The 26,550-nt window shown below is 58.5% G+C and carries 28 protein-coding genes and 1 tRNA gene; 17 read left to right on the plus strand and 12 right to left on the minus strand.

Features of this window, described 5'->3' with window-relative positions:
* The first annotated feature begins 1 nt into the window (after position 1).
* Complete coding sequence (locus MK208_RS12810; RefSeq protein ID WP_294117093.1) at positions 2 to 877, plus strand: LysR family transcriptional regulator; 876 nt, start codon at positions 2 to 4, stop codon at positions 875 to 877.
* Here the strand turns inward: MK208_RS12810 and ald are convergent.
* Positions 874 to 1,992 (minus strand): alanine dehydrogenase, encoded by a 1,119-nt coding sequence (gene ald, locus MK208_RS12815; RefSeq protein ID WP_294117096.1) that lies wholly within the window; start codon positions 1,990 to 1,992, stop codon positions 874 to 876. The two genes, MK208_RS12810 and ald, sit on opposite strands and share 4 nt — an antisense overlap.
* Positions 1,993 to 2,128: 136 nt before the next feature.
* Between ald and MK208_RS12820 the strand changes: the two genes are divergently transcribed.
* The 5 genes from MK208_RS12820 to MK208_RS12840 all read left to right on the plus strand — a co-directional run bounded on the left by MK208_RS12820 (position 2,129) and on the right by MK208_RS12840 (position 6,111).
* Entirely contained in the window at positions 2,129 to 2,587 is a 459-nt protein-coding gene (locus MK208_RS12820; protein WP_168591042.1) for an Lrp/AsnC family transcriptional regulator, read from the plus strand.
* Between the two features lie 65 nt (positions 2,588 to 2,652).
* Entirely contained in the window at positions 2,653 to 3,042 is a 390-nt protein-coding gene (locus MK208_RS12825) for a hypothetical protein (protein ID WP_294117098.1), read from the plus strand.
* The gene (locus MK208_RS12830; RefSeq protein ID WP_294117100.1) at positions 3,039 to 3,575 is read left to right on the plus strand and encodes a hypothetical protein; all 537 of its coding nucleotides are present in this window, start codon (positions 3,039 to 3,041) and stop codon (positions 3,573 to 3,575) included. The genes MK208_RS12825 and MK208_RS12830 overlap by 4 nt, the downstream gene beginning before the upstream one ends.
* Positions 3,576 to 4,454 (plus strand): RNA polymerase sigma factor SigJ, encoded by an 879-nt coding sequence (gene sigJ, locus MK208_RS12835; protein ID WP_294117102.1) that lies wholly within the window; start codon positions 3,576 to 3,578, stop codon positions 4,452 to 4,454.
* A gap of 73 nt (positions 4,455 to 4,527) precedes the next feature.
* A complete protein-coding gene (locus tag MK208_RS12840; RefSeq protein WP_294117103.1) occupies positions 4,528 to 6,111 on the plus strand; it encodes a GMC family oxidoreductase N-terminal domain-containing protein in 1,584 nt (527 codons plus the stop codon).
* A gap of 8 nt (positions 6,112 to 6,119) precedes the next feature.
* Here the strand turns inward: MK208_RS12840 and MK208_RS12845 are convergent, their stop codons facing one another.
* Entirely contained in the window at positions 6,120 to 6,758 is a 639-nt protein-coding gene (locus tag MK208_RS12845) for a LysE family translocator (RefSeq protein WP_294117104.1), read from the minus strand.
* Positions 6,759 to 6,927: 169 nt separating this feature from the next.
* Complete coding sequence (yghU, locus tag MK208_RS12850; protein WP_294117106.1) at positions 6,928 to 7,800, minus strand: glutathione-dependent disulfide-bond oxidoreductase; 873 nt, start codon at positions 7,798 to 7,800, stop codon at positions 6,928 to 6,930.
* Positions 7,801 to 8,058: 258 nt separating this feature from the next.
* Here yghU and MK208_RS12855 point away from each other — a divergent pair, with 258 nt between their 5' ends.
* Positions 8,059 to 10,131 carry a DEAD/DEAH box helicase gene (locus MK208_RS12855; RefSeq protein ID WP_294117108.1) on the plus strand — a complete coding sequence of 691 codons (2,073 nt, stop codon included), beginning with the start codon at positions 8,059 to 8,061 and terminating at the stop codon, positions 10,129 to 10,131.
* A 3-nt stretch (positions 10,132 to 10,134) separates the two neighbouring features.
* Here MK208_RS12855 and MK208_RS12860 read toward each other — a convergent pair whose 3' ends face one another.
* Entirely contained in the window at positions 10,135 to 11,205 is a 1,071-nt protein-coding gene (locus MK208_RS12860) for an adenylate/guanylate cyclase domain-containing protein (RefSeq protein ID WP_294117109.1), read from the minus strand.
* 144 nt (positions 11,206 to 11,349) lie between these two features.
* Positions 11,350 to 11,556 (minus strand): 30S ribosomal protein S21, encoded by a 207-nt coding sequence (rpsU, locus tag MK208_RS12865; protein ID WP_005614280.1) that lies wholly within the window; start codon positions 11,554 to 11,556, stop codon positions 11,350 to 11,352.
* Between the two features lie 133 nt (positions 11,557 to 11,689).
* Between rpsU and MK208_RS12870 the strand changes: the two genes are divergently transcribed.
* Positions 11,690 to 12,382: a COQ9 family protein gene (locus tag MK208_RS12870; protein WP_294117110.1), complete on the plus strand. Its 693-nt coding sequence runs from the start codon at positions 11,690 to 11,692 to the stop codon at positions 12,380 to 12,382.
* Positions 12,383 to 12,461: 79 nt separating this feature from the next.
* Here the strand turns inward: MK208_RS12870 and MK208_RS12875 are convergent, their stop codons facing one another.
* Positions 12,462 to 13,424: an acetyl-CoA carboxylase carboxyltransferase subunit alpha gene (locus tag MK208_RS12875; protein WP_294117111.1), complete on the minus strand. Its 963-nt coding sequence runs from the start codon at positions 13,422 to 13,424 to the stop codon at positions 12,462 to 12,464.
* Between the two features lie 108 nt (positions 13,425 to 13,532).
* Positions 13,533 to 14,144, minus strand: coding sequence for a LysE family translocator (locus MK208_RS12880; RefSeq protein ID WP_294117112.1), 612 nt, complete (start codon positions 14,142 to 14,144; stop codon positions 13,533 to 13,535).
* A gap of 72 nt (positions 14,145 to 14,216) precedes the next feature.
* On the opposite strand from MK208_RS12880, the gene MK208_RS12885 reads away from it, so the two are divergent.
* The gene (locus MK208_RS12885) at positions 14,217 to 14,669 is read left to right on the plus strand and encodes an Lrp/AsnC family transcriptional regulator (protein ID WP_294117114.1); all 453 of its coding nucleotides are present in this window, start codon (positions 14,217 to 14,219) and stop codon (positions 14,667 to 14,669) included.
* 75 nt (positions 14,670 to 14,744) lie between these two features.
* On the opposite strand, the gene MK208_RS12890 is transcribed toward MK208_RS12885, so the two are convergent.
* Complete coding sequence (locus tag MK208_RS12890; protein WP_294117115.1) at positions 14,745 to 15,704, minus strand: L-malyl-CoA/beta-methylmalyl-CoA lyase; 960 nt, start codon at positions 15,702 to 15,704, stop codon at positions 14,745 to 14,747.
* Between the two features lie 336 nt (positions 15,705 to 16,040).
* Here MK208_RS12890 and dgcN point away from each other — a divergent pair, with 336 nt between their 5' ends.
* The 4 genes from dgcN to MK208_RS12910 all read left to right on the plus strand — a co-directional run bounded on the left by dgcN (position 16,041) and on the right by MK208_RS12910 (position 19,815).
* Positions 16,041 to 17,042 carry an N-acetyltransferase DgcN gene (gene dgcN, locus MK208_RS12895; RefSeq protein ID WP_294117117.1) on the plus strand — a complete coding sequence of 334 codons (1,002 nt, stop codon included), beginning with the start codon at positions 16,041 to 16,043 and terminating at the stop codon, positions 17,040 to 17,042.
* 122 nt (positions 17,043 to 17,164) lie between these two features.
* Complete coding sequence (dgcA, locus tag MK208_RS12900; protein ID WP_294117120.1) at positions 17,165 to 18,127, plus strand: N-acetyl-D-Glu racemase DgcA; 963 nt, start codon at positions 17,165 to 17,167, stop codon at positions 18,125 to 18,127.
* A gap of 3 nt (positions 18,128 to 18,130) precedes the next feature.
* Positions 18,131 to 18,883, plus strand: coding sequence for a metallophosphoesterase family protein (locus tag MK208_RS12905; RefSeq protein ID WP_294117122.1), 753 nt, complete (start codon positions 18,131 to 18,133; stop codon positions 18,881 to 18,883).
* Positions 18,884 to 18,954: 71 nt separating this feature from the next.
* The gene (locus MK208_RS12910) at positions 18,955 to 19,815 is read left to right on the plus strand and encodes a D-amino-acid transaminase (protein ID WP_294117124.1); all 861 of its coding nucleotides are present in this window, start codon (positions 18,955 to 18,957) and stop codon (positions 19,813 to 19,815) included.
* A 243-nt stretch (positions 19,816 to 20,058) separates the two neighbouring features.
* On the opposite strand, the gene MK208_RS12915 is transcribed toward MK208_RS12910, so the two are convergent.
* The gene (locus MK208_RS12915) at positions 20,059 to 21,042 is read right to left on the minus strand and encodes an NAD(P)H-quinone oxidoreductase (RefSeq protein ID WP_294117126.1); all 984 of its coding nucleotides are present in this window, start codon (positions 21,040 to 21,042) and stop codon (positions 20,059 to 20,061) included.
* A gap of 125 nt (positions 21,043 to 21,167) precedes the next feature.
* Here MK208_RS12915 and MK208_RS12920 point away from each other — a divergent pair, with 125 nt between their 5' ends.
* Positions 21,168 to 22,493: an MFS transporter gene (locus tag MK208_RS12920; RefSeq protein ID WP_294117127.1), complete on the plus strand. Its 1,326-nt coding sequence runs from the start codon at positions 21,168 to 21,170 to the stop codon at positions 22,491 to 22,493.
* A gap of 6 nt (positions 22,494 to 22,499) precedes the next feature.
* Here MK208_RS12920 and MK208_RS12925 read toward each other — a convergent pair whose 3' ends face one another.
* Complete coding sequence (locus MK208_RS12925; protein ID WP_294117129.1) at positions 22,500 to 23,153, minus strand: GntR family transcriptional regulator; 654 nt, start codon at positions 23,151 to 23,153, stop codon at positions 22,500 to 22,502.
* Between the two features lie 45 nt (positions 23,154 to 23,198).
* Positions 23,199 to 23,891 carry a SprT family zinc-dependent metalloprotease gene (locus MK208_RS12930; RefSeq protein WP_294117131.1) on the minus strand — a complete coding sequence of 231 codons (693 nt, stop codon included), beginning with the start codon at positions 23,889 to 23,891 and terminating at the stop codon, positions 23,199 to 23,201.
* Positions 23,892 to 23,999: 108 nt separating this feature from the next.
* Between MK208_RS12930 and MK208_RS12935 the strand changes: the two genes are divergently transcribed.
* Positions 24,000 to 24,329, plus strand: coding sequence for a TIGR02300 family protein (locus tag MK208_RS12935; RefSeq protein WP_294117132.1), 330 nt, complete (start codon positions 24,000 to 24,002; stop codon positions 24,327 to 24,329).
* A gap of 97 nt (positions 24,330 to 24,426) precedes the next feature.
* A tRNA-Ala gene (locus tag MK208_RS12940) sits at positions 24,427 to 24,502 on the plus strand.
* Positions 24,503 to 24,609: 107 nt separating this feature from the next.
* On the opposite strand, the gene MK208_RS12945 is transcribed toward MK208_RS12940, so the two are convergent.
* Positions 24,610 to 25,404: a LytTR family DNA-binding domain-containing protein gene (locus MK208_RS12945; protein ID WP_294117134.1), complete on the minus strand. Its 795-nt coding sequence runs from the start codon at positions 25,402 to 25,404 to the stop codon at positions 24,610 to 24,612.
* A gap of 262 nt (positions 25,405 to 25,666) precedes the next feature.
* Between MK208_RS12945 and MK208_RS12950 the strand changes: the two genes are divergently transcribed.
* Positions 25,667 to 26,464: a phosphatase PAP2 family protein gene (locus MK208_RS12950; RefSeq protein ID WP_294117136.1), complete on the plus strand. Its 798-nt coding sequence runs from the start codon at positions 25,667 to 25,669 to the stop codon at positions 26,462 to 26,464.
* Positions 26,465 to 26,550: the final 86 nt, after the last annotated feature.

Raw genomic sequence — 26,550 nt, forward strand, 5'->3', positions numbered from 1 at the left:
CATGTTGAATTGGGATGATCTGAGATTTGTGCTGGAAACCGCACGGCAAGGCGGCACGAATGGCGCGGCACGGGCGTTAGGTGTCAACCACGCCACCGTGGCGCGGCGGATCACCTCGGCAGAAGAAGCGCTTGGGGCACGCCTGTTTGACAGGTTGGCAAGCGGCTATGTGCCCACAGAGGCTGGGTTGGAAGCGGTGCGCACGGCGGAAGCCATGTCCGACCTGGAGCGCGGGCTGGACCGTCAGATCGCAGCACGGGACACCACGGTGAGCGGGCCATTGAAGGTGACAGCCTCCGAGCTGATCATCGAGCGGGTTTTGGCGCAGATTGTGGCCGATTTTGTGACCGAATATCCGGACATAAAACTGTCACTAGTCGCCACAAATGACACGCTAAACTTGGCGCGGCGGGAAGCGGATGTGGCGATCCGGTTTGCCAAAACACCGCCGGACACTTTGGTTGGACGTCGGCTGTTTGATTTGAAAGGTGCCGTTTACGCCACTCCTGACCTGTTGGCCCGAGACAAGGGAGGTGCGGCTCCGCTGGATTGGGTGCGGTTTGCCCATTGGCCTGGCCCTCCTGCGGAGATCAAAGAGGCGCGGCCCAACCTGAACACGCGATTGACAGTGGATGACATGAGCGCGGCTATCGGTGCGGCGCGAGCAGGTATCGGCGCTACGCGTATGGCCTGTTTTTTAGGGGACACAGATCCGCAGCTGGCCCGCGTGCCAGGACTGCCGATGTTCACGCAAGCACCCTTGTGGATCTTGACCCACGCGGACCTGCGCCGGGTGCCACGCGTGCGGGCTTTCACTGAATTCGCCGCAGCGCGATTGAAAGCGCTGCAGCCGTTGTTTGAAGGGATGACCCCTTAGGATTTCAGCGCCAGAGACGGCGAAATCACATCGATGCCCAGCGCCTTGCCCACCGCATAGTAGGTCAATTGACCGGCATGCACATTCAGGCCATTCAGCAGGTGCGGATCATCCTCACAGGCCTGCTTCCAACCTTTGTTGGCCAGGTTCAGCAGGAACGGCAGGGTTGCGTTGCCCAGCGCCTGTGTCGAGGTCCGCGCCACGGCGCCTGGCATGTTGGCCACGCAATAGTGCATGATGCCATCCACCTCATAAATCGGATCCGCGTGGGTGGTGGCTCGGGATGTTTCAAAGCACCCACCTTGGTCAATCGCTACATCCACCAGCGCTGCGCCCGGCTTCATCTCCGAAAGCTGTGCACGCGACACCAGTTTCGGCGCGGCCGCGCCAGGAATGAGCACCGCCCCGATCACCATGTCGGCTTCGCGCACCAGATCGGCGGTTGCGCCAGCGGTGGAGTATTGGTTCTTAAAGGTGCCGCCAAAGACATCGTCCAGATAGCGCAGGCGTGTCAGAGAGCGATCCAGAACGGTCACGTCTGCGCCCATGCCAGCGGCGATTTTGGCCGCATGGGTGCCAACAACACCGCCGCCAATCACAACCACCTTGGCAGGCGCCACGCCGGGAACACCGCCCATCAACACGCCACGACCGCCATTGGCCTTTTGCAGCGTCCAAGCACCAACCTGCGGTGCAAGACGTCCGGCCACCTCAGACATCGGGGCCAGCAGCGGCAAACCGCCACGATCGTCGGTTACCGTTTCATAGGCAATGGCCGTACAACCGCTTTCGAGCAGGTCTACGGTTTGCTTAGGGTCCGGAGCCAAATGCAAGTAGGTGAACAACAGCTGGCCTTCCCGCAGCATCTTGCGCTCTACCGCCTGAGGTTCTTTCACCTTCACGATCATGTCGGCTTCGGCAAAGACATCCTCTGCGGTGCCGATCATCTTGGCACCGGCGGCGACATAGTCCTCATCCGTGAAACCAGCACCTACACCAGCGCCGGACTGGATCAGCACCTCGTGGCCATGATTGACCGCTTCACGCGCCGCGTCAGGCGTCATACCGACGCGGAATTCCTGGGGTTTGATTTCTGTGGGGCAACCGATTTTCATGCGCCGTCTCCAAATTGAACTGTCCTCAGCTTAGGAAGCCTCGCCCCGAATTTGCTTAGAATTTAGGCAGTTTAAAAACTCGCGATTGCAAGAACCTTCGAATACTGTATTCAGGCGCGCAAGGAGCTTTCGCCATATGTCACTTGATCAAACAGATCGTCGGATTCTCACCGTCTTACAAAAGCAGGGACGCATCTCCAATGCGGAACTGGCAGAGCGCGTGAATCTGTCCCAATCCGCCTGTCACCGCCGCGTGCACCGGTTGGAGAAAGACGGTTACATCAAAGACTATGTGGCGCTGCTGGACCCTCGCAAGCTGGATGTGCCCACCACGGTGTTTGTCGAGATCACACTCTCGGGTCAAGCCGATGAAGTGCTCGACGCGTTTGAGAAAGCCGTGTCACGCATTCCGGATGTGTTGGAATGCCATCTTATGGCGGGCACAGCCGACTACATCCTGAAGGTAGTGGCAGAAAACACCGAGGACTTTGCTCGCATCCATCGCCAACATCTGGCCCGCCTGCCGGGTGTGGCGCAGATGCAATCCAGTTTTGCGCTGCGGACCGTGTTCAAAACAACGGCCCTGCCGGTTTAATCCAAGCAAGCTGTCACAAATCGACGGGCTGTGTCGTCTCCTTAGAAACATCTAGGAGACCAGTAATGAACCACCCCTTACTTTTAGGGCTGTCAGCATACTTCCTAATCAACGCGGAATTTATGTGGACTGCCCCTATTGCTTGGTATGACACCGTTCCAGGAGTTGCCCAAACCGGCCCCTTCAATAGCCACTTCATCAAAGATGTTGCCCTAGCTTTTTTGGTCTCATCTTTGGCTCTAGTGGCTGCGGCCAGACTAAATGACCACCGATTGGCAATGTTTGGTGCTGCATGGCCCTGCTTGCATGCCGTCTTCCACATCTGGATTTGGATCGCGCATCGCAACACTGCGGTGGACGTGATTGCCTTGACAAACTTACTTGGAATTCAAGTTCCGGCGTGGATGGCCCTTTTTGCAGCGTCTAAACTCAAACAAGAGGGAGCACAGGCATGATCCGCACGCTACTCCATTCTGGCACCCGCAGCTTTGGCAAGAAATACGACTATGATGTTACCTATATGCACGAGGTGATCGACGCCTCGACAAAGGCCGGATTGGCACTGACCTTTCTGCCGATGGTCACGCAGTACAAAGGACCGGAGGAAGCTCGTGCCGTCTGGGCCGGGGCGCTGCTGGCCTCTACCTTGGACGGAGACTGCGGGCCATGTGGTCAACTAGTGGTCTCTTTTGCGCTCGAAGAGGGCGTGGATGGGGATCAGCTGCTTGCCGCCATGGAGGGCCGGTTTGATGAGGCCGGTGACGTTGGTTTGGGGTTTCAATTTGCCCATCATGCCATTTCCGGCTCTTATGAGCCTAACACATTTGGCGACCGCATTCGGCAGCGATTTGGCGACCAAGCTGTCATTGCCGCCAGTTTCGCAGCTGGGTCCGGACGGTTTTATCCGGTCTTCAAACGCGGGCTGGGGGACGGACATGCCTGTCAGCAGCTTGTGGTAAACGGACGGGTCGGAAAGGTGGCGGTCTAGATGGATCCCAACACAGCAGTCTTTGAACGGGAGCGCCCTGCGCTCCTGTCGATCTCGTATCGTATGTTGGGCGAAGTCAGCGCCGCTGAAGATGTGGTGCAGGAAGCCTGGCTGCGGTTTGCCGCCTCAGACGTACCCGCAATCGAGAACCCAAGCGCCTGGCTGCGCCGCGTGGCGACCAACATTGCGCTGGACACATTGAAATCTGCACGCGTCCGACGGGAAAGCTATGTTGGTCCGTGGCTGCCGGAACCGATCATCTCGGAGCATGGCCCCTCCACGGAAAGCCAATTTCAATTGGCACAAGAGTGTGAGTTGGCCTTGCTTTGGGCAATGGAGCGACTGGCACCCACAGAGCGCGCCGCGTTTGTGTTACGCGAGGCGTTTGACGCAGACTACGCCGAGATTGCCAAAACTCTGGGCAAATCCGAGGCTGCGTGCCGCCAAATGGTCAGCCGAGCACACAAGCGGTTGCAAACCAGCGGGCCGAGGTTTGATGTCAGCGCCGAGGACGCGGCCAAAGCGGCTGAGCGGTTTTTCTTTGCCGCGGCACAGGACCACGCCCAAGCCATCAAAGTCCTGTCGGAAGACGCCATAGCGATCACCGATGGCGGCGGAAAAGCCTCGGCGGCCTTCCGCGTCCTATTTGGACCAGCCGATATTATGACGGTCACGCAAGCTGTCATGGAAAAATCCAAAGAGCTGTCAAACGTACGGTTTGCACAAGTCACGGCGAACCGGCAACCCGCCGTGGCGCGATACGTGGACGGTGTTCTGGACACATTGACGCTGGTCCTGCCCGACAAAACCGGCGCAACCCATTGGATTTACGTGATGCGCAACCCTGAAAAATTACGCGTACTTCCGTCCAACGCTTAAATGTCAGACAAATGTGTTTGACATGGTCTCAGCTTCGCTCTTTTCTCGATGCTGGAGCGAGGAGAGAGCACAAATGGACTGGGATCACATCGTGGTGGGCGCAGGAAGCGCAGGCTGTGTTGTTGCGGCACGACTGGCAGAGGCTGGGCGGCGCGTTCTGCTTTTGGAGGCCGGAGGCAAAGACAGCTATCACTGGATTCACATCCCGATGGGCTACCTCTACTGTATCGACAATCCGCGCACTGACTGGATGTACAAAACCGCACCGGATGCAGGTTTGAACGGACGGCAATTGCTTTACCCGCGCGGCAAGGTTTTGGGCGGCTGTTCGTCCATAAACGGCATGTTGTACCTGCGCGGACAGGCCGCCGATTATGATGGCTGGCGCCAGATGGGCTTGCCGGGATGGTCCTGGGAAGATGTGCTGCCGCTGTTCAAAAAATCTGAAGACTACATGGAGGGCGAGTCTGATCTGCATGGTGCAGGCGGCCCCTGGCATGTGAACAATCAGCGCCTGCGCTGGGATGTGTTAGACGATTGGATGGCTGCGGCGGAAGCGGCGGGTGTGCCGCGCACGGATGATTTCAACGGCGGCGACAACGAAGGCGTGGGCTACTTTAAAGTCAATCAACATCGTGGGTTTCGCTGGAACACCGCCAAGGCCTTTCTGCGCCCGCAGAAAGATGGCCAGCTGAAGGTCGAAACCCACGCGCATACAACACGTCTGCTGATCGAAGATGGCAAAGTTGTGGGCGTGGAGTACCGACAGAACGGCACCCTGCAGCAAGCCAAGTGTGGCGGCGAAGTTGTGCTCTCTGCGGGTGCGGTGAACTCACCTCAAATCCTGCAGCTTTCCGGCATCGGACCGGGGGCCCTGCTGCAAAAACATGGAATCGATGTGCAGCTGGATCAGCCGGAGATTGGCCGCAATCTGCAAGACCATTTGCAACTGCGCTGCGCATGGAAACTCACCGGCGCAAAAACTCTCAATACCATGGCGAACTCGCTGTTTGGCAAAGCCAAGATTGGCATGGAATACCTGTTAAAGCGCAGCGGTCCCATGTCAATGGCGCCAAGCCAGCTGGGCGCTTTCACCAAATCCCGCCCGGATGTGGCAACAGCGGACCTTGAATATCACGTGCAACCGCTGTCGTTGGAAGCCTTTGGCCAACCTCTGCATGACTTCCCAGCCATGACCGCCAGCGTGTGCAATTTGCGCCCCGAGAGTCGTGGCACGGTGGAAATTACCTCACCGGACGCCGCTGTGGCACCCAAGATTGCGCCCAACTATCTTTCCACGGAAGGAGATCGCGCAACCGCGGTGGCAGCGATCCGTCAGGCCCGCAGCATCATGGCGCAAGGGCCCATGACCAAATATGCGCCAGAGGAAATGAAGCCCGGCCTCGCCGCGCAAGACGACGCAGAGTTGGCACAGGCGGCGGGCGACATCGGCACAACGATATTTCACCCCGTAGGCACCGTGCGGATGGGCAGTGAGCCCAGCGCACCATTGGATGCAGATTTGCGCTTACGTGGTCTGAGCGGACTTCGTGTGGTCGATGCCTCAGCGATGCCAAAGATCACCAGCGGCAACACCAACTCGCCGTGCATTATGATCGGTGAAAAAGCCGCCGAAATGATGCTGGCGGCGCGATAGGAAGCCCCTCAGAATCTGGCGCGCAGCGTCGCTAGCTTTACACCAAAGCCAACAAACACCGCGCCCGTCACGCCTTTTAGCCACCGCTGAAACTGCCCACTACGCGCGGCCTGCGTGAGCTGCGCAAACAACAGGACCATAGCCGTGAACCACAGCGCATTGATGGCCGCGTGCACCGTAACCAAAGTAAAAGCGGCAGAGGCCGAGGCATCGCCGACCGTTAGGAACTGAGGAAATGCAGCCAGATAAAACATCGACACCTTCGGATTAAGCCCATTGGTGAGAACACCCTCGCCAAAAGCTTTCCAAAGCGTGCGTTTGTTTTGCGAAGGCGCCACGCCCGCCGCTGTTTCGACACTGCGCCAAGCCGCCCAAAGCGCCTTAACCCCGATCCAACACAGGTAAGCCGCGCCCAAAAACTTCACGATGGAAAACGCCACCGCCGACTGCACCAACAGGACCGAAATCCCCAACACAGACAAGGCGCCGTGGCCATAAAACGCCGCCACAAATCCAGCAACATTGGCAAATCCCGCCGCCCGGCCCGAAGTTGGCACAGTCTTGGCAATCAGAACCCCATTGGGACCTGGCGACATCACCAGCAAACTTGCCACAAATGCAAAGGTCAGAATTTCGGTGATGCTCATCGGGCTCTCCTGCGACGTTGTCAGAAACCTGACGCCAAACCGCGGCCCGCTCAACACAAGCATTGTACCCAAAACAAAAAACGCCGCGCCAAACGGGCGGCGTTCTGCTTTCTCATTCCCCAAATATCTCGGGGGAGTCACATCATCGATGTGACGGGGGCAGCGCCAACTACTCTGCGGCTTCCGGCTCGAGCTTGTCTTGCGTGCGGGTGTCGAAGTCCTCCGCCGCGTGGCGCTCGCGCAATTGCTCAGAAAGCTCACCCCAAGCGCGGTTGACCATGCGGCCACGTTTCACCGCGGGGCGCGCATCGATCGCTTCCGCCCAACGCACCACGTTTTTGTAGCTGGCCACATCGAGGAACTCTGCCGCCTCATAAAGCCGTCCAAGTACCAGTTGCCCATACCAGGACCAGATCGCGATATCAGCCACGGTATACGCTTCGCCGGAGATGTAGGTGTTGTCGGCCAATTGACGGTCCAACACATCCAACTGGCGCTTGGTTTCCATGGCAAAGCGATCAATCGGGTACTGCCATTTCTCCGGCGCGTACGCGTAAAAATGGCCAAAGCCGCCACCCAAATAGGGCGCGCTGCCCATCTGCCAGAACAGCCAGCTGATCATCTCGGCGCGGTTTTCTTTCGGGCCCAGGAACACGTCAAACTTCTCGGCCAGGTGCAGCAGGATCGCGCCGCTCTCAAACACGCGCACTTCCTTATCGCCGCTGAGATCCATCAACGCCGGGATTTTGGAGTTGGGGTTCACATCGACAAAACCGGAGGAGAATTGATCACCGTCGCCAATGTTGATCAGATAGGCGTCATACTCGGCGCCTTTGTGACCGGCTTCCAGAAGCTCCTCAAACATCACCGTAACTTTCACACCGTTGGGCGTCGCCAAGGAATAGAGTTGGAAGGGATGCTCACCGCGCGGCAGATCTTTGTCGTGGGTTGGCCCGGCGATGGGGCGGTTGATGCTGGCAAATTTGCCGCCGCTTTCGGAATCCCATGTCCAGACTTTGGGGGGAGTGTAGCTCTCGGTCATCGTTTCAAGCCCTGTGTGTGAATTGCGTTTGCGTTAACTTAAGACTTTTGGCGCGGTTTCAAACCGTGTGGCGCAGATTGTTAGAAAGTTTCTGCTCACATCCCTGTTAACGCTTTTGGGTACAGGTCTATACATGTGCGCAAAACTAAGCTAAACGCAGCGCTTCTTGCCACATATGATGTTGAGAGCGGTTCAGAGTTTGAGGGAGCCCGCCGACGCCGTCACGCTGGCACTTCTCTGACAAAAGTAGACATCACTGTGAAACAAGCCATCCAAACAGCCCTGGACGCCAAGGGCTATGACAAGCTGACGCAAGTTCAAGAAGCGGTCATGAACCCTGAGTTGACCGGCAAAGACCTGTTGGTCTCCGCGCAAACCGGTTCCGGCAAGACCATAGGCTTTGGTCTCGCCATCTCGACCACCCTGCTTGGCGACGCCGAAGCCTTTGATGAAGCAGCGGCCCCGCTGGCCCTGATCATCGCACCAACACGTGAGCTGGCGTTGCAGGTCAAACGCGAGTTGACTTGGCTGTACGCCGAAGCGGGCGCGCGGGTCGCCTCCTGTGTGGGGGGGATGGACATGCGTGACGAACGCCGTGCTTTGGCTCGCGGCGCACATATCGTTGTTGCTACGCCGGGCCGTCTGCGCGATCACATCGATCGTGGATCGATCGACCTGCTGGACGTGCGCGCGGTTGTGCTCGATGAAGCGGACGAAATGCTGGACCTCGGCTTCCGCGAAGAGCTGGAGTTCATTCTTGAGCAGGTGCCAGAAGAGCGCCAGACGCTTTTGTTCTCCGCCACTGTACCAAAAATGATCGCGCAGCTGGCAAAGAACTATCAGCGCGACGCAATTCGCGTGGAAACCAAATCCGAGCAGAAACAGCACGCCGACATTACATATCGCGCGATGACCGTTATGGATCGGGATGCGGAAAACGCTGTGATCAACACGCTGCGCTTTTACGAAGCGCCCAATGCGATTGTCTTTGCCAACACCCGCGCCATGGTGGCCCGGATCACCACCCGTCTGTCCAACCGCGGCTTTCAGGTGGTGTCCTTGTCCGGTGAATTGAGCCAATCTGAGCGCACCCACGCGCTGCAAGCCATGCGTGATGGCCGCGCGCGGGTTTGTGTGGCCACCGATGTGGCCGCACGTGGCATCGATTTGCCAAACCTTGATCTGGTGGTGCACGCAGAACTGCCCAACAACCACGAGACTTTGTTGCACCGCTCTGGCCGGACGGGTCGCGCTGGTCGCAAAGGCGTGTCCGCCCTGATCGTGACCCGCAAGTCGCGCAAGAAAGCAGAGCGTTTGTTGCGGTGGGCCAAGCTTGAAGCGGAGTGGTCCGGCGCGCCATCTGCCGAAGAAGTCTCCGCGCAGGATCAGGGACGGATGTTTGCCGATCCGGATTGGGCTGAGGCGCCAACAGTTAACGAAAAGCCTCTTATTGAATCTTTGCTTGGCACATTTAGCGCGGAGCAAGTCGCCACTGCTTACCTGCGCCTTTACAATTCCAAACATTCTGCACCAGAAGAGATTGCTGCATCTGATGCAAAACCGGCGCCGCGTAAAGATTTTGGACCGTCCGTTTGGTTCTCCATTTCCGGTGGCCGTAAGGCGGGTGCGGAGCCACGTCGCCTGCTGCCCATGCTGTGCAAAATGGGCGATCTAACCAAAGACGACATTGGCGCAATCCGCATCAATCAGGACGAAAGCTACGTGCAGGTCCTGGAAACCAGCGTAGCTGGGTTCCTGAACGCAATTGGGCCAAAGATGACCCTCGAAGAGGGCGCAAAGCTGGCCCAGATGGACAAAGAGCCTGTTCTGGAGCGCGGTCCACGCGGCGACAGCGGCAAGAAACCTTTTAACAAAGGAAAAGGCCCGCGTCGGGATGACCGCAAACCGCATCGCGGCAAAGGCAAGTTCGAAAAAGACAAGTTTGAGCGGCCTCGGGGCGACAAATTTGCCGACGACAAGCCGTCTTTTGACAAGCCGAAAAGCAAAAAATTCGATGAAAAATCGGACTATGCGCCGACCAAGGGCAAAAAATCCGCCAAATCCACGCCACCCGTTGAGTGGAACGATGACCCGGCCCCACGCAAGAAAAAGCCCAAGGCTGCACCAAAAAACGGCAAGCCACGCGGCGGTGAGTCTGGTGGGGATGCAGCCCCACGTCGTCGCGCCATGGCGGATGGTGCCTTGAGCGAGGCAAAGCCAAGCCGCAAGCCTAAAGGCCCACCACCGCCAAAAGGCAAAGCGAACAGCAAGAAAAACAAAGCCCGTGCAGCTGCTGCTAAAGCAGCGGCCAAAGGCAAGTCGGGCAAATAGGCCTTAAGCAGGCACAGGCAGTGACGGAAGCGCCTCCAGCGCGTTTCCGTCAGGTCCCGTCAACGTCAGCATCTTGGTCGCCTCGGCACGGCCGCGTAGCGTGGCCTCTTCGACCGCCGCAATGCCGATCCCCATTGGCATGGTGATCCCGCGCGCGGTTTCCGCATCCAAAATCACAGACAGATCATGGCGTTTGCAGGCTTCCTGCATGCGTTTGGCTTTGTTGATCGTATCGCCGATGTAGACCACCTGGCGCTTTTCCCAACCACATTCGCCAACCGCCACCGGGCCGCCCGCGATCCCGAGCCGCAATGTTGGTGCCACGCCGTATTTCTTGAGGTAATGCGCTTGTCGCACGGAGAGGGTCTGAAAAATTTCATCAATACATTGCAGCAACGGCATATTACCGTCTGGACCACGGTCCCGCCAACTCATGATGATCTCATCACCAACGTAGTTGTGGATCACACCGCGGTTGCGTTTGATCGCCGCATCAATATCCAGAAAAACACCCGTGATGAGCTCCAGCGCCTTCTGATCTCCGAGTTTTTCGGTGATGGCCGTGGAGTCTTTCAGGTCAGCCAACACAAAGATCCGCCGTTCCTCTGTAGGGCGCGCATAGCGCCCCAACAGGAAGTAGGTCAGTGTCCGGCCACCAATCAGGCGACGCGCCTGCAGCATCACCTGAATGACCACACCGGCGCCCAGCGCAAACAGGAAATCTGGTGCAAAGCCGTTCTGAAACCACTGAAGGTAGATTTCCCGGTCGCCAATCAGAACCAGGTGAGAGCTTGCCAGCGCGACGTAGATGATAAGGCAGGTGATAATGACACGCAGCGCCACGCCCCGACGGAACTTCAGGCTGCGCTGCCAACGGCCAATGGCGCTGTTGCTGATCCAGACCTCCAGCACTACGGCCACAGAGGCCACCACCATGCCTCGCACAGCCCCGCGTATAGGCGCTTTTAACCCCCAATTGCGGTCGAGGATCTCATTCATCATGAGGCCATAGAGCGCGCCAATGATGGCACCCGCCACCAGCACAAACACAAACGACCCAAAGGTGCGCCTCATCTTACTTCCCGTCCCGTTTTGGAGTGCCGTCTATGCGACCTCAACGCATGTAAGCACAAATTCCGTCGCTACAACAAAAGAGAAACCCCCGAAGCCAGGCCTCGGGGGTCGTCAATTCTTGTGTCCAAAGCTGGAAAGGTGTGCTTAGAGCAAACCTTCACGCTGTGCTTTCTTACGTGCCAGTTTACGGGCACGGCGGATCGCTTCAGCCTTCTCGCGCGCTTTTTTCTCGGACGGCTTTTCGAAATGTTGCTTGAGCTTCATTTCGCGGAAGACGCCTTCACGCTGCAGCTTTTTCTTCAGGGCACGAAGCGCCTGATCGACATTGTTGTCACGAACACTAACCTGCATGTGGTTTTCACCACCTTTCTAAGTTTGAGTTGCAATGAAATTGCAGGAGGCCGCCGTATAGCAAAGGGTCCAAAGTTTGTCTAGTATCGTAGTCAGTGCAACAGAGCTTGTTTCACAGCGCCGGAGAGCTTCCATGTCAGACACCGCCCACACCGATATCAAAAGCCAACTTCTTGAGGCCGCAGAGATGCATGTGCCGTTTGATGGCTGGTCTGATGCAAGCTTTCAGGCCGCCATCGCCGACAGCGGCGTCGACCCGGCCGTGGCCAAAGCGCTTTGCCCGCGGGGCGCCGTGGACTTGGCTGTCGCTTACCACAAACGCGGTGATTCTCAGATGGTGGCGGCCCTGACGGATGCGACGCTTGCCGAGATGAAAATTCGGGAAAAGATCACCTTTGCCGTCCGCACGCGATTAGAACTCTGCCCGGATCGGGAAATTGTGCGTCGGGGTAGCACGTTGTTTGCCCTGCCCCAATATGCGGCGACCGGCGCGCAGCTGATCTGGGGCACAGCCGATGCGATTTGGACGGCAATTGGCGACACGTCACAAGACTTCAATTGGTACTCTAAGCGCGCAACCTTGTCCGCGGTTTACTCCGCAACGGTGCTTTATTGGCTTGGCGATGACAGCGACGGCCATACCGCCACCTGGGCGTTTTTGGATCGGCGCATCGAGAATGTGATGCAGTTTGAAAAAACCAAAGCGCAGTTCAACAACAGCCCGGTTGGCAAAATGATGTCCGGACCGCTTGGCGCGCTCTCCAAGCTGCGCGCGCCCACGATTCCGGGCAACATGCCGGGTCATTGGGGACAGAAAGGCAGCTAAGCTACCTGTGCTTTAAAAAAGAAAAGGGGGCCAAAGCCCCCTCTGAATTCCAGCGAGTATTTCTTGGTCTCGCGTGACCCTAGGCAGCCAGACCTTTGGAACCGATGTTGAGGAACTTCTTGCGGCGGTTGGCCACAAGATCTTCTTTGGACATGTCTTTCAACTCGCCCAGCATGGTCTCAATCGCCGAAGCCACACTCTTCATGGTGGCCTGACGATCACGATGCGCGCCACCCATGGGTTCTGCGATCACACGGTCGGCAACGCCCAGCTGCTCCAGATCCTGCGCAGTCACTCGCAACGCTTCAGCCGCTTCGCGCATCTTGGTGCTGTCTTTCCACAGGATCGACGCACAGCCTTCAGGGCTGATCACGGAGTACACCGAGTGCTCCAACATCGCGACGCGGTTGGCGGTGGCAAAGGCCACGGCGCCACCGGAGCCACCTTCACCGATGATCACGGAAATCAACGGCACGCCAATTTGCAGACACATCTCTGTTGAACGCGCGATGGCCTCAGATTGGCCGCGTTCCTCAGCACCCTTACCCGGGTAAGCACCAGCAGTGTCCACCAGCGTTACAACTGGCAGGCCAAATTTGTTGGCCATTTCCATCAGGCGCACTGCCTTGCGGTAGCCTTCCGGACGGGCCATGCCAAAGTTGTGGGAAATCCGCGACTTGGTGTCATGGCCTTTTTCCTGACCAATCACCACAACCGGCTGATCGTTGAAACGCGCAAGGCCGCCCATGACGGCGAGGTCATCGGCAAAGTTCCGGTCCCCCGCCAGAGGGGTATAATCGGTGAACAGCTCGTTGATATAGTCGCGGCAGTGCGGACGGTCCGGGTGGCGCGCGACCTGGCATTTGCGCCAAGGGGTCAAGTCTTTGTAAAGCTCTTCAAGCAACTCCGCTGCTTTGCGGTCCAGCGCGGCGGCTTCGTCTTTGACATCCATCTCTTCGTTCTGCTGCGCAAGCGCCCGCAGTTCTTCGGCTTTGCCCTCAATCTCTGCGAGCGGTTTTTCGAAGTCGAGATAGTTGGTCATTGTGCACTCCACACACTGGTTTCTTGACAAGGCTATATGACGGTGACTTTGGGTAATTGCAACGGGAAGCGCACAAAGCCGCGCCACATTAGACATCAAAGCGCGGCGTTAGCCTGCCGAAACCATGGGCGCCACAACGGGATAGAGCGACAGGACAAGCAAGCCTGCCATGGTCCAGTTGAAGGCAGTTAAACGCGCGGGAGAGGTCAGGAGCCGCCGCATTTGCTGCCCCAAGACGGTCCAGCTGGAGACACAGGGCAAGTTCACCGCACCAAAGGCAGCAGCGACCAGAAGTACCGCCGTCAGTGAGCGATCTGGAGCGTAGAGCGTGACTGCGGTGAGCGCCATAGTCCAGGCCTTTGGGTTGACCCATTGGAAGGCCGCCGCCTGCAAGAAGGTCATCGGTGTGCCACCCGTGCCTTCGCCCTCCTCGGGCGCCCCCGCATTGGCGACTTTCCAAGCCAGCCACAGCAGGTAAGTCACTGACGCGACCGCCAAAACTGTGTGCGCAATGGGATAACTGTCAAACACCTGCATCAACCCTACGCCGACCAAAGCCACCATGACCACAAAGCCAATGCCGACGCCAAGCATATGTGGGATCGTGCGTGCAAAGCCGAAGTTGGCACCAGAGGCCATGAGCATAAGATTGTTTGGTCCCGGAGTGATCGAGGACACAAAGGCAAACAGGAGAAGAGCGGTCAGGATATCGTAAGTCATGGACCAAGCGTGACGCAAAGCTCGCGCATTTGAGTTGCGTTTTTGTGCGCAAGACAGATAAATTCACAACTTATGACGGCGCTTGATCAAATTGACGAACACATATTGCGTGAACTCTCCAAGGACGGGCGTATGAGCAACCTGGCTTTGGCAGAGAAAGTGGGGCTGTCCCCCTCTGCCTGTTTGCGGCGCGTTGCCGCGCTAGAGAAGACCGGGATTATCACTGGCTATCGCGCGGTTCTGGACAGGGCGGCCTTGGGGACAGGGTTTGTGGCCTACATCACTGTGGGCTTAAACAAACACACCAAGGACTCACAATTGGCGTTTGAGCGGGCGATGGCGCTAGCCCCGGAGGTGCGGGAGTGTCACAACATCACTGGGCAGGTGGAGTATCTGCTTCGGGTAGAGGCGGCAGATTTGCCGTCTTATAAGCGCTTCCATACCGAGGTTCTGGGCACGGTCGAACAGGTACATTCGATTACCAGCTATGTGGTGATGGGTTCGCCAAAAGACGAGCGCGCCTAAGCGATTTTGCCAAATAAAAACGCCCGCGAATTCATAAGTCACGGGCGCTTCTATATTCTTATCAGGGCCTTACAGTTAGCCTGCCGCGATCAATTCCGCTTGTGCCACGATCACTTCGGCTTGTTTGATGGACGCAATATCGACCAAGCGGCCTTTATAGACAGTGGCGCCTTCGCCGTTGGCTTTGGCCTGTTCCATCGCAGCAAGGATCTCACGCGCTTCATTGACCGCTTCGTCAGATGGGGTGAACACCTCGTTGGCCAGCGCGATCTGTTTTGGGTGGATTGCCCATTTGCCAACCATGCCCAAAGTGGCAGAACGTTTGGCCTGCGCGATGTAGCCTTCATCGTCGGAGAAGTCGCCAAACGGACCGTCCACCGGCAACACGCCGTGGGTGCGGCAGGCAGCCACAATTGCGGCCTGCGCCCAGTGCCATGGGTCAGACCAGTGTTTCTGGCCTTCATGCAACATGTAGTAGTTTTCCTGCGTGCCACCAATACCTGTGGTCTGCATCCCCATGGACGCGGCAAAGTCGGCGGCGCCGAGGGACATGGCTTCGAGTCTTGGAGAAGCAGCGGCGATGGCTTCTACGTGGGCGATGCCGGCGGCCGATTCGATGATGACTTCGAACGCGATGCGCTTTTTGCGGCCTTTGGCGGCTTCAATCGCGGTCACCAATGCATCCACGGCGTAGATGTCTTCGGCGCAACCGACCTTGGGGATCATGATCTGATCAAGACGCTCACCGGCCTGCTCCAACAGATCAACAACGTCGCGGTACCAGTATGGCGTGTCCAGACCGTTGATGCGCACCGACAGGGTCTTTTTGCCCCAATCAATTGAATTGATTGCCTCAATTGCATTCGCACGCGCCATGTCTTTGTCCGATGGCGCCACAGAATCTTCCAGATCGATGTTGATCACATCCGCCGCAGACGCCGCCATTTTGGCAAACAGCTTGGTGTTGGACGCTGGGCCAAACAGCTGGCAGCGGTTGGGACGGGCGGGGGCGGCAGGCTGAAGTCGGAAGCTCATGACGTCACTCTCTAAGTAAGGATATTACGTTTTTCTGACGCCGATTGTTAGGAAGTTGCGTGATTAACCGCAAGTGAATTGTGCGTACGCGGCATTAATTTCGCTGCGTTGCGGCGCAAATGCGTGGTTTGGCACGTCGGTATTGTGTCGGTATCGCAGCTGTATCACGGAGGTGCGAATTTTTCGCGGATGCAGCAAATTTCTTTCGTTAATCCAAGTCCCTTTCGAAGAAATTTGCAATGCTATGATGTACAGACGCAATATTTGAGAACCTGACCCGGCGCCCAGCGCATAAACTTTGTCCGTTAACTGGGGATGATACGAAAAGGACGCGCGATGATCGAAACTCCATACCTTCTGTTCTTGGGTGATGCACCGGACCAACTGGCCGCCAAAGTGGCGCAGGGCATCAAAGACTGGCGTCCAGAGAATGCCGTAGGGCAATTCCGCATGGAAGGCTGCAAAGCCGATATGGGGCTGACCGACATGAGTCTGGTGGAAGCCCGCGAAGCGGGTGCTAAAACGCTGGTGATTGGCGTGGCCAATCGTGGCGGCGTGATTTCCCCCGAATGGAAAAAAGTGCTAGTGATGGCGCTGGAAGAGGGTTTTGATCTGGCCTCCGGCCTGCACAACCTGCTGCGCGACGAGCCGGATCTGGTGGCGGTGGCTGAGGCGACCGGCCAGAAGCTGCACGATGTACGGGTTCCAGAAGTCGAGTATCCAATCGCCAACGGTAAGAAGCGCAGCGGCAAACGCGTGCTGGCTGTGGGCACTGATTGTTCCGTTGGCAAGATGTACACCGCCCTCTGCATGGATGCGGAAATGCGCAAGCGGGGCATGAAATCCACCTTCCGCGCCACCGGTCAGACCGGCATTCTGGTGACCGGCGACGGCGTACCGCTGGACGCGGTGATTGCCGACTTTATGGCAGGCTCCGTGGAGTGGCTGACGCCGGACAATGACGAGGACCACTGGGACCACATCGAAGGTCAGGGCAGCCTGTTCCACGTGTCTTACTCCGGTGTGACCATGGCGTTGATCCACGGCGGCCAGCCGGACGCACTGATCCTGGCGCACGAACCAACCCGCGACCACATGCGTGGCCTGCCGGAGTATCAGCAGCCCAGCCTGCAAGAGCTGCGCGATCTGGCGCTGCCGCTGGCCAAAGTGGCCAACCCGGCCTGTCAGGTTGTGGGCGTGTCGGTGAACACCCAGCACATGGCGGAAGATGAGGCAAAAGCCTATCTGGCGCGGGTTGAAGCCGATATGGGCCTGCCCGCCACAGACCCGTTCCGTTTTGGCGCGGGCAAGCTGGTGGATGCACTCTCAGCGCTTTAACGTTGCGACAACGAGCCGGGGGCGCGGCCCCCGGCCCCCCGGGATATTTCCGGCAAGAAGAAAATGGGCAGGCGCGTCTGAACGCCTGTCAAATGGCAAAAGCGCGACCTGAAAGGCTGTCCATGCAAATTTCCGTCACCCCTGATGTGTTCAAACTGGCGCAGGTGTTCACCATTTCCCGTGGCTCACGCACTGAAGCCAAAGTTCTGACCGTGAAGGTCGAGGAAGACGGATTTTTAGGTTGGGGTGAATGTGTGCCCTATGCGCGCTATGGCGAGACATTGGAGAATGTCACGCAGCTGATCGAAAGCGTAAAAGGCCCGGTGACCCGTGAAGGGCTGTATACTTTGCCTGCGGGCGCGGCCCGCAATGCGCTGGACTGTGCGCTCTGGGATCTGGAGTGCAAGAAGGCCGGAAAGCGCGCTTGGGAGTTGGCTGGCTTGCCGAAGCCGGGACCGGAGATCACCGCCTACACGCTATCTTTGGCAGAACCGGCAGAGATGCAGGCCCAAGCGGCCAAGAATGCCCATCGGCCTTTGTTGAAAATCAAACTGGGCACGCCGGATGACATGGCGCGTCTGGAAGCGGTGCGCGCCGGTGCGCCAAAATCCACCATCATTGTGGATGCCAATGAAGGCTGGTCTGCCGAGGTCTATGCCGATCTGGCGCCGCATCTGGTGCGGCTGGGTGTGGCGCTTGTGGAGCAACCGCTACCCGCTGGGGACGATGACGCCCTGTTGGGCATGGAGCGCCCGGTGCCTGTCTGTGCCGATGAGAGCGCGCATGACTGCTCAACCCTGTCCAAGCTCAAGGGCAAATATGATGTGGTGAACATCAAACTCGACAAAACCGGCGGTCTAACCGAGGCGCTGCGCTTGCGTGAAGCGGCCTTGGCGGAAGGCTACAAGGTGATGGTCGGCTGCATGGTCGGCAGTTCGCTGGCGATGGCCCCGGCAACACTGGTGGCTCAGGGCGCCATGGTGACCGATCTGGACGGGCCGCTGTTGTTGGCCGAAGATCGCGACACGCCGCTAACCTTTGACGCAGACGGCGTGCATCCGCCCAGCGCGGCGCTTTGGGGCTAAGCCATGACGGACCGGTGGGCGGTGATTTCCGACGTCCATGGCAACGTGGACGCATTGCGAGCGGTGCTGGCCGAGATTGACCGGCTGGGTTGCTCCCGCATCCTGAACCTTGGCGATCACGCCAGTGGGCCTTTGGCGGCAGCGGAAACGCTGGATGTGCTTATGGCGTGGGATGATATGATTTCTGTGCGCGGCAACCATGACCGCTATCTTTTGGCTCCCCCGGAGACGCTGGGCCCGTCGGATGCGGTGGCGGCAGCACAGTTGACGAACGCCCACAAGGAATGGCTTGCAGCGCTGCCGCCAACAGCCTTGGTGGAGGATGTCTTCCTTTGCCATGGCACGCCGGACAGTGACGAGACCTATTGGCTGCATGATGTGACGTCGCACGGGGATTTGGTGGATCGCAGCGCGTGTGCGGTGGCGGCATTGGCAACCCCTGCGCCTGTTGAGGCACAGGTACTGTTATGTGGTCACACGCATTTGCCGCGCATTGTGCAACTGGCGACTGGTGCAGTGGTGCTCAATCCCGGCAGCGTTGGCCTGCCCGCCTATGACGACGTCACGCCGGTGCCACATGTGGTGCAAAGTGGTGACCCAGCGGCGCAGTTTGCGGTGTTGGAGCGCGGACCCCATGGGTGGAACATCTCCCTGCACCGGGTGGCCTATGACGCCAACCGGATGGTGACGCTTGCGCAGGCGCACAACCGCTCAGACTGGGCGCATCCGTTGAAAACCGGATGGTTTGAGACCTGAGATTTCGAAACACGCTTGACCTGTGGTGCAGCGCACCCGACAAAGCAGCAGATTGCTAGGAGAGACACACGATGAGCCGCACTGTTTACGTCAATGGCGAATACCTGCCGGAAGAAGACGCCAAGATTTCGATTTTCGACCGGGGCTTCCTGATGGCGGACGCGGTCTATGAGGTGACCTCCGTGCTGGACGGCAAGCTGATCGACTTTGAAGGCCACGCTGTACGTCTGAAGCGCTCGCTGGATGAGTTGGAGATGGCAGAGCCTTGCAGCAAAGACGAGTTGCTGGCGATCCACCGCAAGCTGGTCGAGGACAACGGCATTGTGGAAGGTCTGGTGTATCTGCAGGTCAGCCGTGGCAGCGATGGTGACCGCGATTTTGTCTTCCCGTCTGAAGACACGCCCCCGTCCATCGTGCTGTTTACCCAGAACAAACCGGGCCTGGCGGACAGCCCCGCGGCCAAGAAGGGCGCGAAGATCATCTCGATTGAGGACATCCGCTGGGGCCGTCGCGACATCAAAACCGTGCAGCTCTTGTATCCGTCGATGGGTAAGATGATGGCCAAAAAGGCGGGTGCGGATGACGCTTGGCTGGTGGAAGACGGCTATGTGACTGAGGGAACCTCCAACAACGCGTATTTTGTGAAGGATGGTGTGATTGTCACCCGTCCGCTGAGCAACGACATCCTGCATGGCATCACCCGTAAGGCGGTTTTGCGGATGGCGGCTGAAGCGCAGCTGAAAATCGAAGAGCGTCTGTTCACCGTTGAGGAAGCGCAGTGCGCGGATGAGGCGTTTACCACTTCGGCGAGTGCCTTTGTGATGCCGGTCGTGGAGATCGACGGCGTGGCGCTGGGAGATGGCACACCAGGGCCAATTGCGACCCGTCTGCGTGAGATCTATCTGGACGAGAGCAAGAAGGCGGCGATCTGAGGATCGGCCTGATCGCGAGTAAATGGGAAGGGCTGGAGTGGCAACACTCCGGCCTTTTTTGTGGTCTTTTGGCTGCGCAGATCACAGCAAAAGCGCGAAGCGTCCCGTGAGCGGGGCATGGCATGCTGATTGTAAGCTAGGTGAGTGGTGGCAATCAGCATGAATTAAATGAGTAAACCAATGGTCGCCGAGATTCCCTCTCAAGTCAACCATTGGTTGCTTTGCCAATTCAGACTTCGCTAACTACCCAACTTTCATCACGATTTTGCCGATGTGGCCGCTGCTTTCCATGCGTTGGTGCGCCGCCACGGCATCCGCGAGGGCAAATTCGCTGTCCATCACAGGGGCAACACGACCGCTTTCCAGAAGTGGCCAGACATCCGCCAAAAGAGCTTCGGCGATTTTGGCTTTGGCAAGGTCACTTTGCGGGCGCAAAGTGGAGCCGGTGATGGTCAGACGGCGCATCATGACATGGGCAAAGTTGAGCTGGATTTGCGGGCCTTGCAGGAAGGCGATCTGTACCAGACGTCCGTCATCGGCGAGGGCCTTCACATTGCGTGGCAGGTAATCGCCGCCGACCATATCGAGGATCAGGTTGGCCCCGCCTTCAGCCCGCAGCACATCGACAAAGTCCTCCGAGCGGTAGTTGATGGCCTTTTCTGCGCCAAGCTTTAGGCAGGCTTCGCATTTCTCGTCAGAGCCTGCGGTGGTGAAGACGCGCGCGCCAAAGGCATTGGCGAGCTGGATGGCGGTTGTGCCAATGCCAGAAGAGCCACCGTGCACCAAAAAGCGTTCACCCGCTTTGAGACCGCCACGCTGGAAGACGTTGGAATAGACGGTGAAGAAGGTCTCTGGCAGACAGGCCGCCTCTTTCAATCCCATGCCTTTGGGCACGGGCAGGCAATGCGCAGCCGGTGTCAGCACATATTCGGCGTAGCCGCCGCCGGGCAGCAGAGCGCAGACTTCGTCGCCTTCGGCCCACTCACTTACCCCCGCTCCGACAGCGGCAATGGAGCCAGAAGCTTCGAGACCGGGCAGATCGGACGCGTTTGGCGGCGGATTATAGAGACCGGCCCGTTGCAGCACGTCCGGGCGGTTCACACCGGAGTAGGCCACCTTGATCAGAACCTCGCCGGGACCGGGGGTCGGGATCGGGCGTTGCACCGTTTTGAGCACATCCGCAGCACCGGGTTTTGAAATTTCAACGGCAGTCATGGTCTGTGTCATGGTGGTCTCCCTGTGATGTGCCTTCTGTCTAACAGAGGCTAGGCATAGGGGAACAGGCACTTTTGTCGCGCTGACGCGGCGACTGGGTCTCTTGCGATCTGAGGGATCGGGGATAGTGTGAAGGCATGCTAAAGATTCTTTCACATCCCGCCTTTGCCAAGTTGTTTGCCGCCCAAATTGTGGCATTGGCCGGAACAGGGCTGCTGACCATCGCACTTGGACTTTTGGCGTTTGAATTGGCCGGTCCTGCGGCAGGGGCTGTGCTGGGCACGGCCTATGCAATCAAGATGGTGGCCTATGTGGGCTTGGCACCCGTACTTGCGGCTGCGGTCAGTAAATTCCCCCGCCGTGCGGTGCTGATTGGGGCGGACTTGGTTCGTTTTGGCGTGGCGCTATGTTTGCCCTTTGTGGAGACAGTGGCGCAGATTTATGTGCTGATCTTTGTGATTCAAAGCGCCTCGGCCGTGTTTACGCCGACGTTTCAGGCCGTCATCCCCGATATCCTAAAAGACGAGGAAGATTACACCCGCGCGCTGTCCTTGTCCCGTCTGGCCTATGACCTCGAAAACCTGCTCTCCCCTGCCTTGGCTGGCATCCTACTTTTGGTGATGAGTTATCACGGACTGTTTGTTGGCACGGCGGCAGGCTTTTTGATTTCCACTCTGTTGATTCTGTCTACGCGTTTGCCCAAACGTCCAATGTCCAAAGAGCGCCCGTTCCGGGAGCGCCTTACCCGTGGCAGCTGGATCTATCTGGCCACGCCACGTCTGCGTGGCCTGTTGGCGTTTAACATGACCGCCTCAGCCTGTGTGGCCTATGTGCTGGTCAACACGGTGGTGTTGGTGCGGGATGGCTACGGCATGGGCGAAACCGGATTGGCCATTGCCATGGGGGCCTTTGGCACAGGCAGCATGATCACCGCTTTGGTTTTGCCAAGATTGCTATCTCAGCTGTCAGACCGAATGCTCATAGGCAACAGTGCGGTTTTGTTGGCCGGTTTGACGGTTGGCCACGGACTGGTGATGCAGACCATGGGCACATTGAGCTGGCCACTGCTCCTTGGCGTTTGGCTGCTGACCGGCATGTTGTATTCGGCAATTCTCACCCCGTCCGGGCGACTGCTGCGGCGCTCTGCCAATGAGGAGGACAGAACCGCCGTGTTTACCGCACAGTTTGCGCTGAGCCATGCATGCTGGCTGTTGGCCTATCCTTTGGCTGGCTGGAGCGCCACGGCAGGATCGCAGGCGGTGTCCCTACTTGTTCTTGGAGCGGTGGGGCTTGCCAGCGCGGTGCTTGGGTATGCCCTCTGGACGCCGTCACCAAAAGAAGTGGCGCATGACCACCCAGACTTGCCGGCAGATCACCCTCATCTAAAGGCGCATGGCCATGGCACACATGCGCATGCCTTTGTGATTGATGATGAGCACCAGGTTTGGCCCACTCAAGGGTAAGTGGGGTTAGCGCGCCAGCAGGCGCAGGCCTTGGGTCACGTCAGAGCGCACCGCGAGGCGCAGGCCGGGTTCGTCACCGGCTTTGAGCGCCGCAATGATCAAGCGGTGGTAATGCGGCGGCTCTGTTTGGCGCAAACGGCCATAGAGCGCGCGCATGGTGGGGCCCAATTGCAGCCAGACGGTTTCGGCCATGGCCAGCATCGCCGGGGCCTGGGCGCGCAAGTAGAGCGTGCGGTGGAATTCGAGATTGGCGCGAATATAGCCCACGGAGTCGCGGCGGCTGACGGCATCAGCCACGGTGCCGTTGATCGCGACAAGACGGTCAATCAGGGCCATATGGGCCCGCGGCAAGGCGCGGCTGGCAAGCTCGACTTCGATCAGGGCCCGCAGGGCGGCAAGTTCTTCGAGCCGTTCGCTGCTGAGTTCCGGCGTGGCGACCCGTCCGGAGTTGGACAACGTCAGCGCGCCTTCGGCCACCAGGCGGCGCACGGCCTCGCGGGCCGGGGTCATGGAAACCTCGAACTGTTTGCCGATGCCGCGCAGGGTGAGCGCCTCGCCGGGTGCAAGTTCACCATACATGATACTGGTGCGCAGCGCGCGGTAGACGCGGTCATGAGCGGCGGCGGATTGGTCTTGCGGTTGACGGCTGGATGGGATCATGCCGTCTTTGTGATCACAAACGTCAGAAAGGTCAATGCGGCGGGGTTACGCGGCAAATTGGTAGCGGTGCAATTCCTGTCCGTGGTCGCGCAGCCAGCGGCGTGGGGCCTCGTAAGGGCCGTGAATGATGGAGACTTCGTTCCAGAAGGCTTGGGAGTGGTTCATCTCCTTGAGATGCGCCACCTCATGGGCCGCCACGTAATCCAACACATCTGGCGCGGCCATCACCAGACGCCAAGAGAACATCAGCGCCCCAGTGGAGGAGCAAGACCCCCAACGGGAACGGGTGTCACGCAGAGTGAGTTTGGTCGGCTGACGCCCCAAGCGCGCGCCGTAATGATCCACCGCTTCGGCGAGTCGGTGGCGCGCGAGTTCCTTCAAAAAGCCCTGCACCTTGCGCGCGACCTGCTCGGGCTTGCCGGGCACGGAAAGCTCATCGCTTCCCAGGCGCACGGATCGGCCCTCACCGGCAACTATCAATCGTGGACGCCCGGCGACTGGCACCGATGCGCCATGTGCGACCGCCACAGTTTCGGGCTGTTGTGCGACCTGCTTGCGCAGCCAGTCCTGTTTCTCAAAAGCAAAGGCCATGGCCTCGCGCTCTGAAACGCTGGAGGGAATCGTCAGTGTCACCTTCCCATCAAGCCGCGACACCCGCAGGCTGATGCGCCGCGCGCGGCTGGATCGGCGCAAAGCCACCGCTACAGGAGGCGTTCCGGGGATGATATGTTGCGCCATGCGCGCTCCTATATCGACAATGCGATGTTACCCTTTGACACGGGGCCATTGTTATGGCACCTCCCCCAAATCGTCGAGAGAGACTCAACCGATTGAAGGGGACAACCCATGCCCAAGGAAGAATGGGGCGTCAAGCGCGTTTGCCCAACCACCGGCAAACGATTCTATGACCTGAACAAAAACCCAGTCATCAGCCCTTACACGGGCGATGTCGTGGAAGTAGACGCCGGCAAGAGCCGGATGATTGCGGCAGACGAAGCGGATGCGGCAACACTGAAAGCCAAAGCGTCTGATGCAGACAACGCGGATGACGTGTTGGATGATGATGACACCGTTGATCTGGACCTCGAAGATGATGTCCTGGATGACGATGATGAGGACGACAACGTTTCGCTGGATGAAATCGCGGACGTGGCCTCTGACGACGAAGAAAACTAATCGTCAAAAAAGTTTCCCTGGGGCGGAATTTTTCGCTTGAACCCGCCCCGGGATGCGCCTAATTAGGCGCGCACAGGCAGAGATGCCTACCAGGTTTGGGGCCTTAGCTCAGCTGGGAGAGCGCTACAATGGCATTGTAGAGGTCAGGAGTTCGATCCTCCTAGGCTCCACCAAACCAACCTCCGGACAGTCAAGTCAGACCGGCTCCATACTCGGGTTGTGTCCGCTGTTTCGCGCCCATCGCTTTCGCAAAAAACAACCCAATCCGCCTGAAAAACCGTCAGGTCCTGGTGGCTGTGTCGTGGAGGCGGGACTTGAATTCGCTGTATTTGCGCCGACTGATCGGGACCTCGTCCCCATTGCTCAAGAGGCAAGCATAGGCGCTGCCCTTTTTCTTGATGTCCACGACATGGGCCAAACGCACCCAATGGGAGCGATGGCAGTGTATGCCGTCAAGGTCCGCGAGCTTCTCGACGCACTCGCCAAACTGCTCGGACAACAGACTACGGCCCTGAGTAGTGACCACCTCGACGTAGTGGTCTTGTGCATGCATGCGGATGATGTCGTTTCCAAGATCAAGCGGCACGGACGCGATCAGGCCTCTTAACGACACGGGCGTGGGCTCGTCGGGCTCGGCGGGCTCAACGGGCGGCGCTTCGCGGCGCAGCAGGTAGATCAAAGCACCGGCAATGACAAAGCTGGCCGGCGTGACGGCGACAATCTCTTCGAGCAGCAAACCCAGAAACGTCGTAGCAGTTGGTTCGCCCTCTTCCGGATTGCCAAAACCATAGTCCAGCGCCAGAGAGACGCAGCCAAACAGAATCGGCAACATCAAGGCCGACACGATGGTGGGCCAGGGATTGCGCCAGCCCAGCCGTTGGAGCAAGGCCACACCGGACAGAAACAGCAAAAATCCAAAAAACAGATGTGTCGCCCAAAGCCTATAAGCCACCAGAATCGGTAGGCTTGAGGTGTGTTCCGGCTGCAGAACCAACACCACCACTGCACCAGCCACCGAAGCAGCAAATGTGGTTTTTAGTGTTTGAGGGGTGAGGGCAATCTTCTGCGAAATCATGCTCCCTCGTTACCACCCGCTTCGCGACCGGTCCAGAAACGACCGTTCGCGAAATCCGCGTGACCACACACGCAGATCGCCGCCCACTCAAGCATCTGCGCTGGATCGGTAAGCCGCCTTTGCGCCAGTCCTCAGTCCACTGCCTCGCTGCGCTCCCGCACCGCGAATTGCTTTGCGCCCAAGACCTCGGGTGCAGCGGCGGCAGGACCAACGCACGGCTATAGCTCTTGCGCGCCACATGTCCGCTAAGAGCCAGAACAGGATGGACTTGATGACATCGACACAGCTCGCTCAAAGCGACCGTTTTTCCGACAGCGCCCGGCGCAGATGGCAGCTCAAAACGCGGCAAACCCGCCTTCGGGCCTTGCTTTGGCTGCTTGTGATGACAGCCGCATTTCAGGCGCTGTTTGCCTCTCTGCCCTCGCTTGACCTCTGGGTGTCGTCTCTGTTTTGGAGCACGGAAGAGGGGTTTTATCTAGCGCAGGCCGACAGCCTGAAACAACTGCGGGCCATCGGCTATCATGCCTATACGGCGATGGCTGTTCTGGCGCTGATTGGTGCTTTGCTGGCGCTCAAACATATCAAACTGCTCACCATCCCCGGGAGCGTTTGGCTTTTCCTGGTTGGGGTTTATCTCTTTGGACCGGGCCTGTTGGTGCACTCCATCCTGAAGGCGCATTGGGGACGCGCGCGGCCTGTCGCGACCACGGAATTTGGCGGAGACCTGCTGTTCACGCCGCCTTTTGAAATTGCGGCGCAATGTGTCGCCAACTGCTCCTTTGTTTCCGGCGAGGCCGCTGGCGCGACCGCCTTTGCCATCGCCGCCTATGTGCTGACCCGATTTGTCAGGTCGTCGGCACTCCGCCGCACCCTATTTGGCTCGGCGCTAAGCCTAGCCGTCGCAGGCGCCTTACTGCGTGTGGTGTTTGGCGGTCATTTCCTATCTGACGTGATCTTCTCGGCGCTGTTTGTGTCTTTGATCGCGGTTGGGCTCTCCTTCTTCTTGAGCAATCGCAACGGAATCCTGAGGGCTTTGAAAAATATGAAACCTCGAATCTGAACAAAGCGCCCACGCAACGCAAAACCCCGGCGCATCGCTGCGCCGGGGTTTCGTTTTGCTAAACTGCGCCGAAGCGCCGTCTGGCT

The organism is Shimia sp., assembly GCF_022448905.1.
Classification (GTDB): Bacteria; Pseudomonadota; Alphaproteobacteria; order Rhodobacterales; family Rhodobacteraceae; genus Shimia.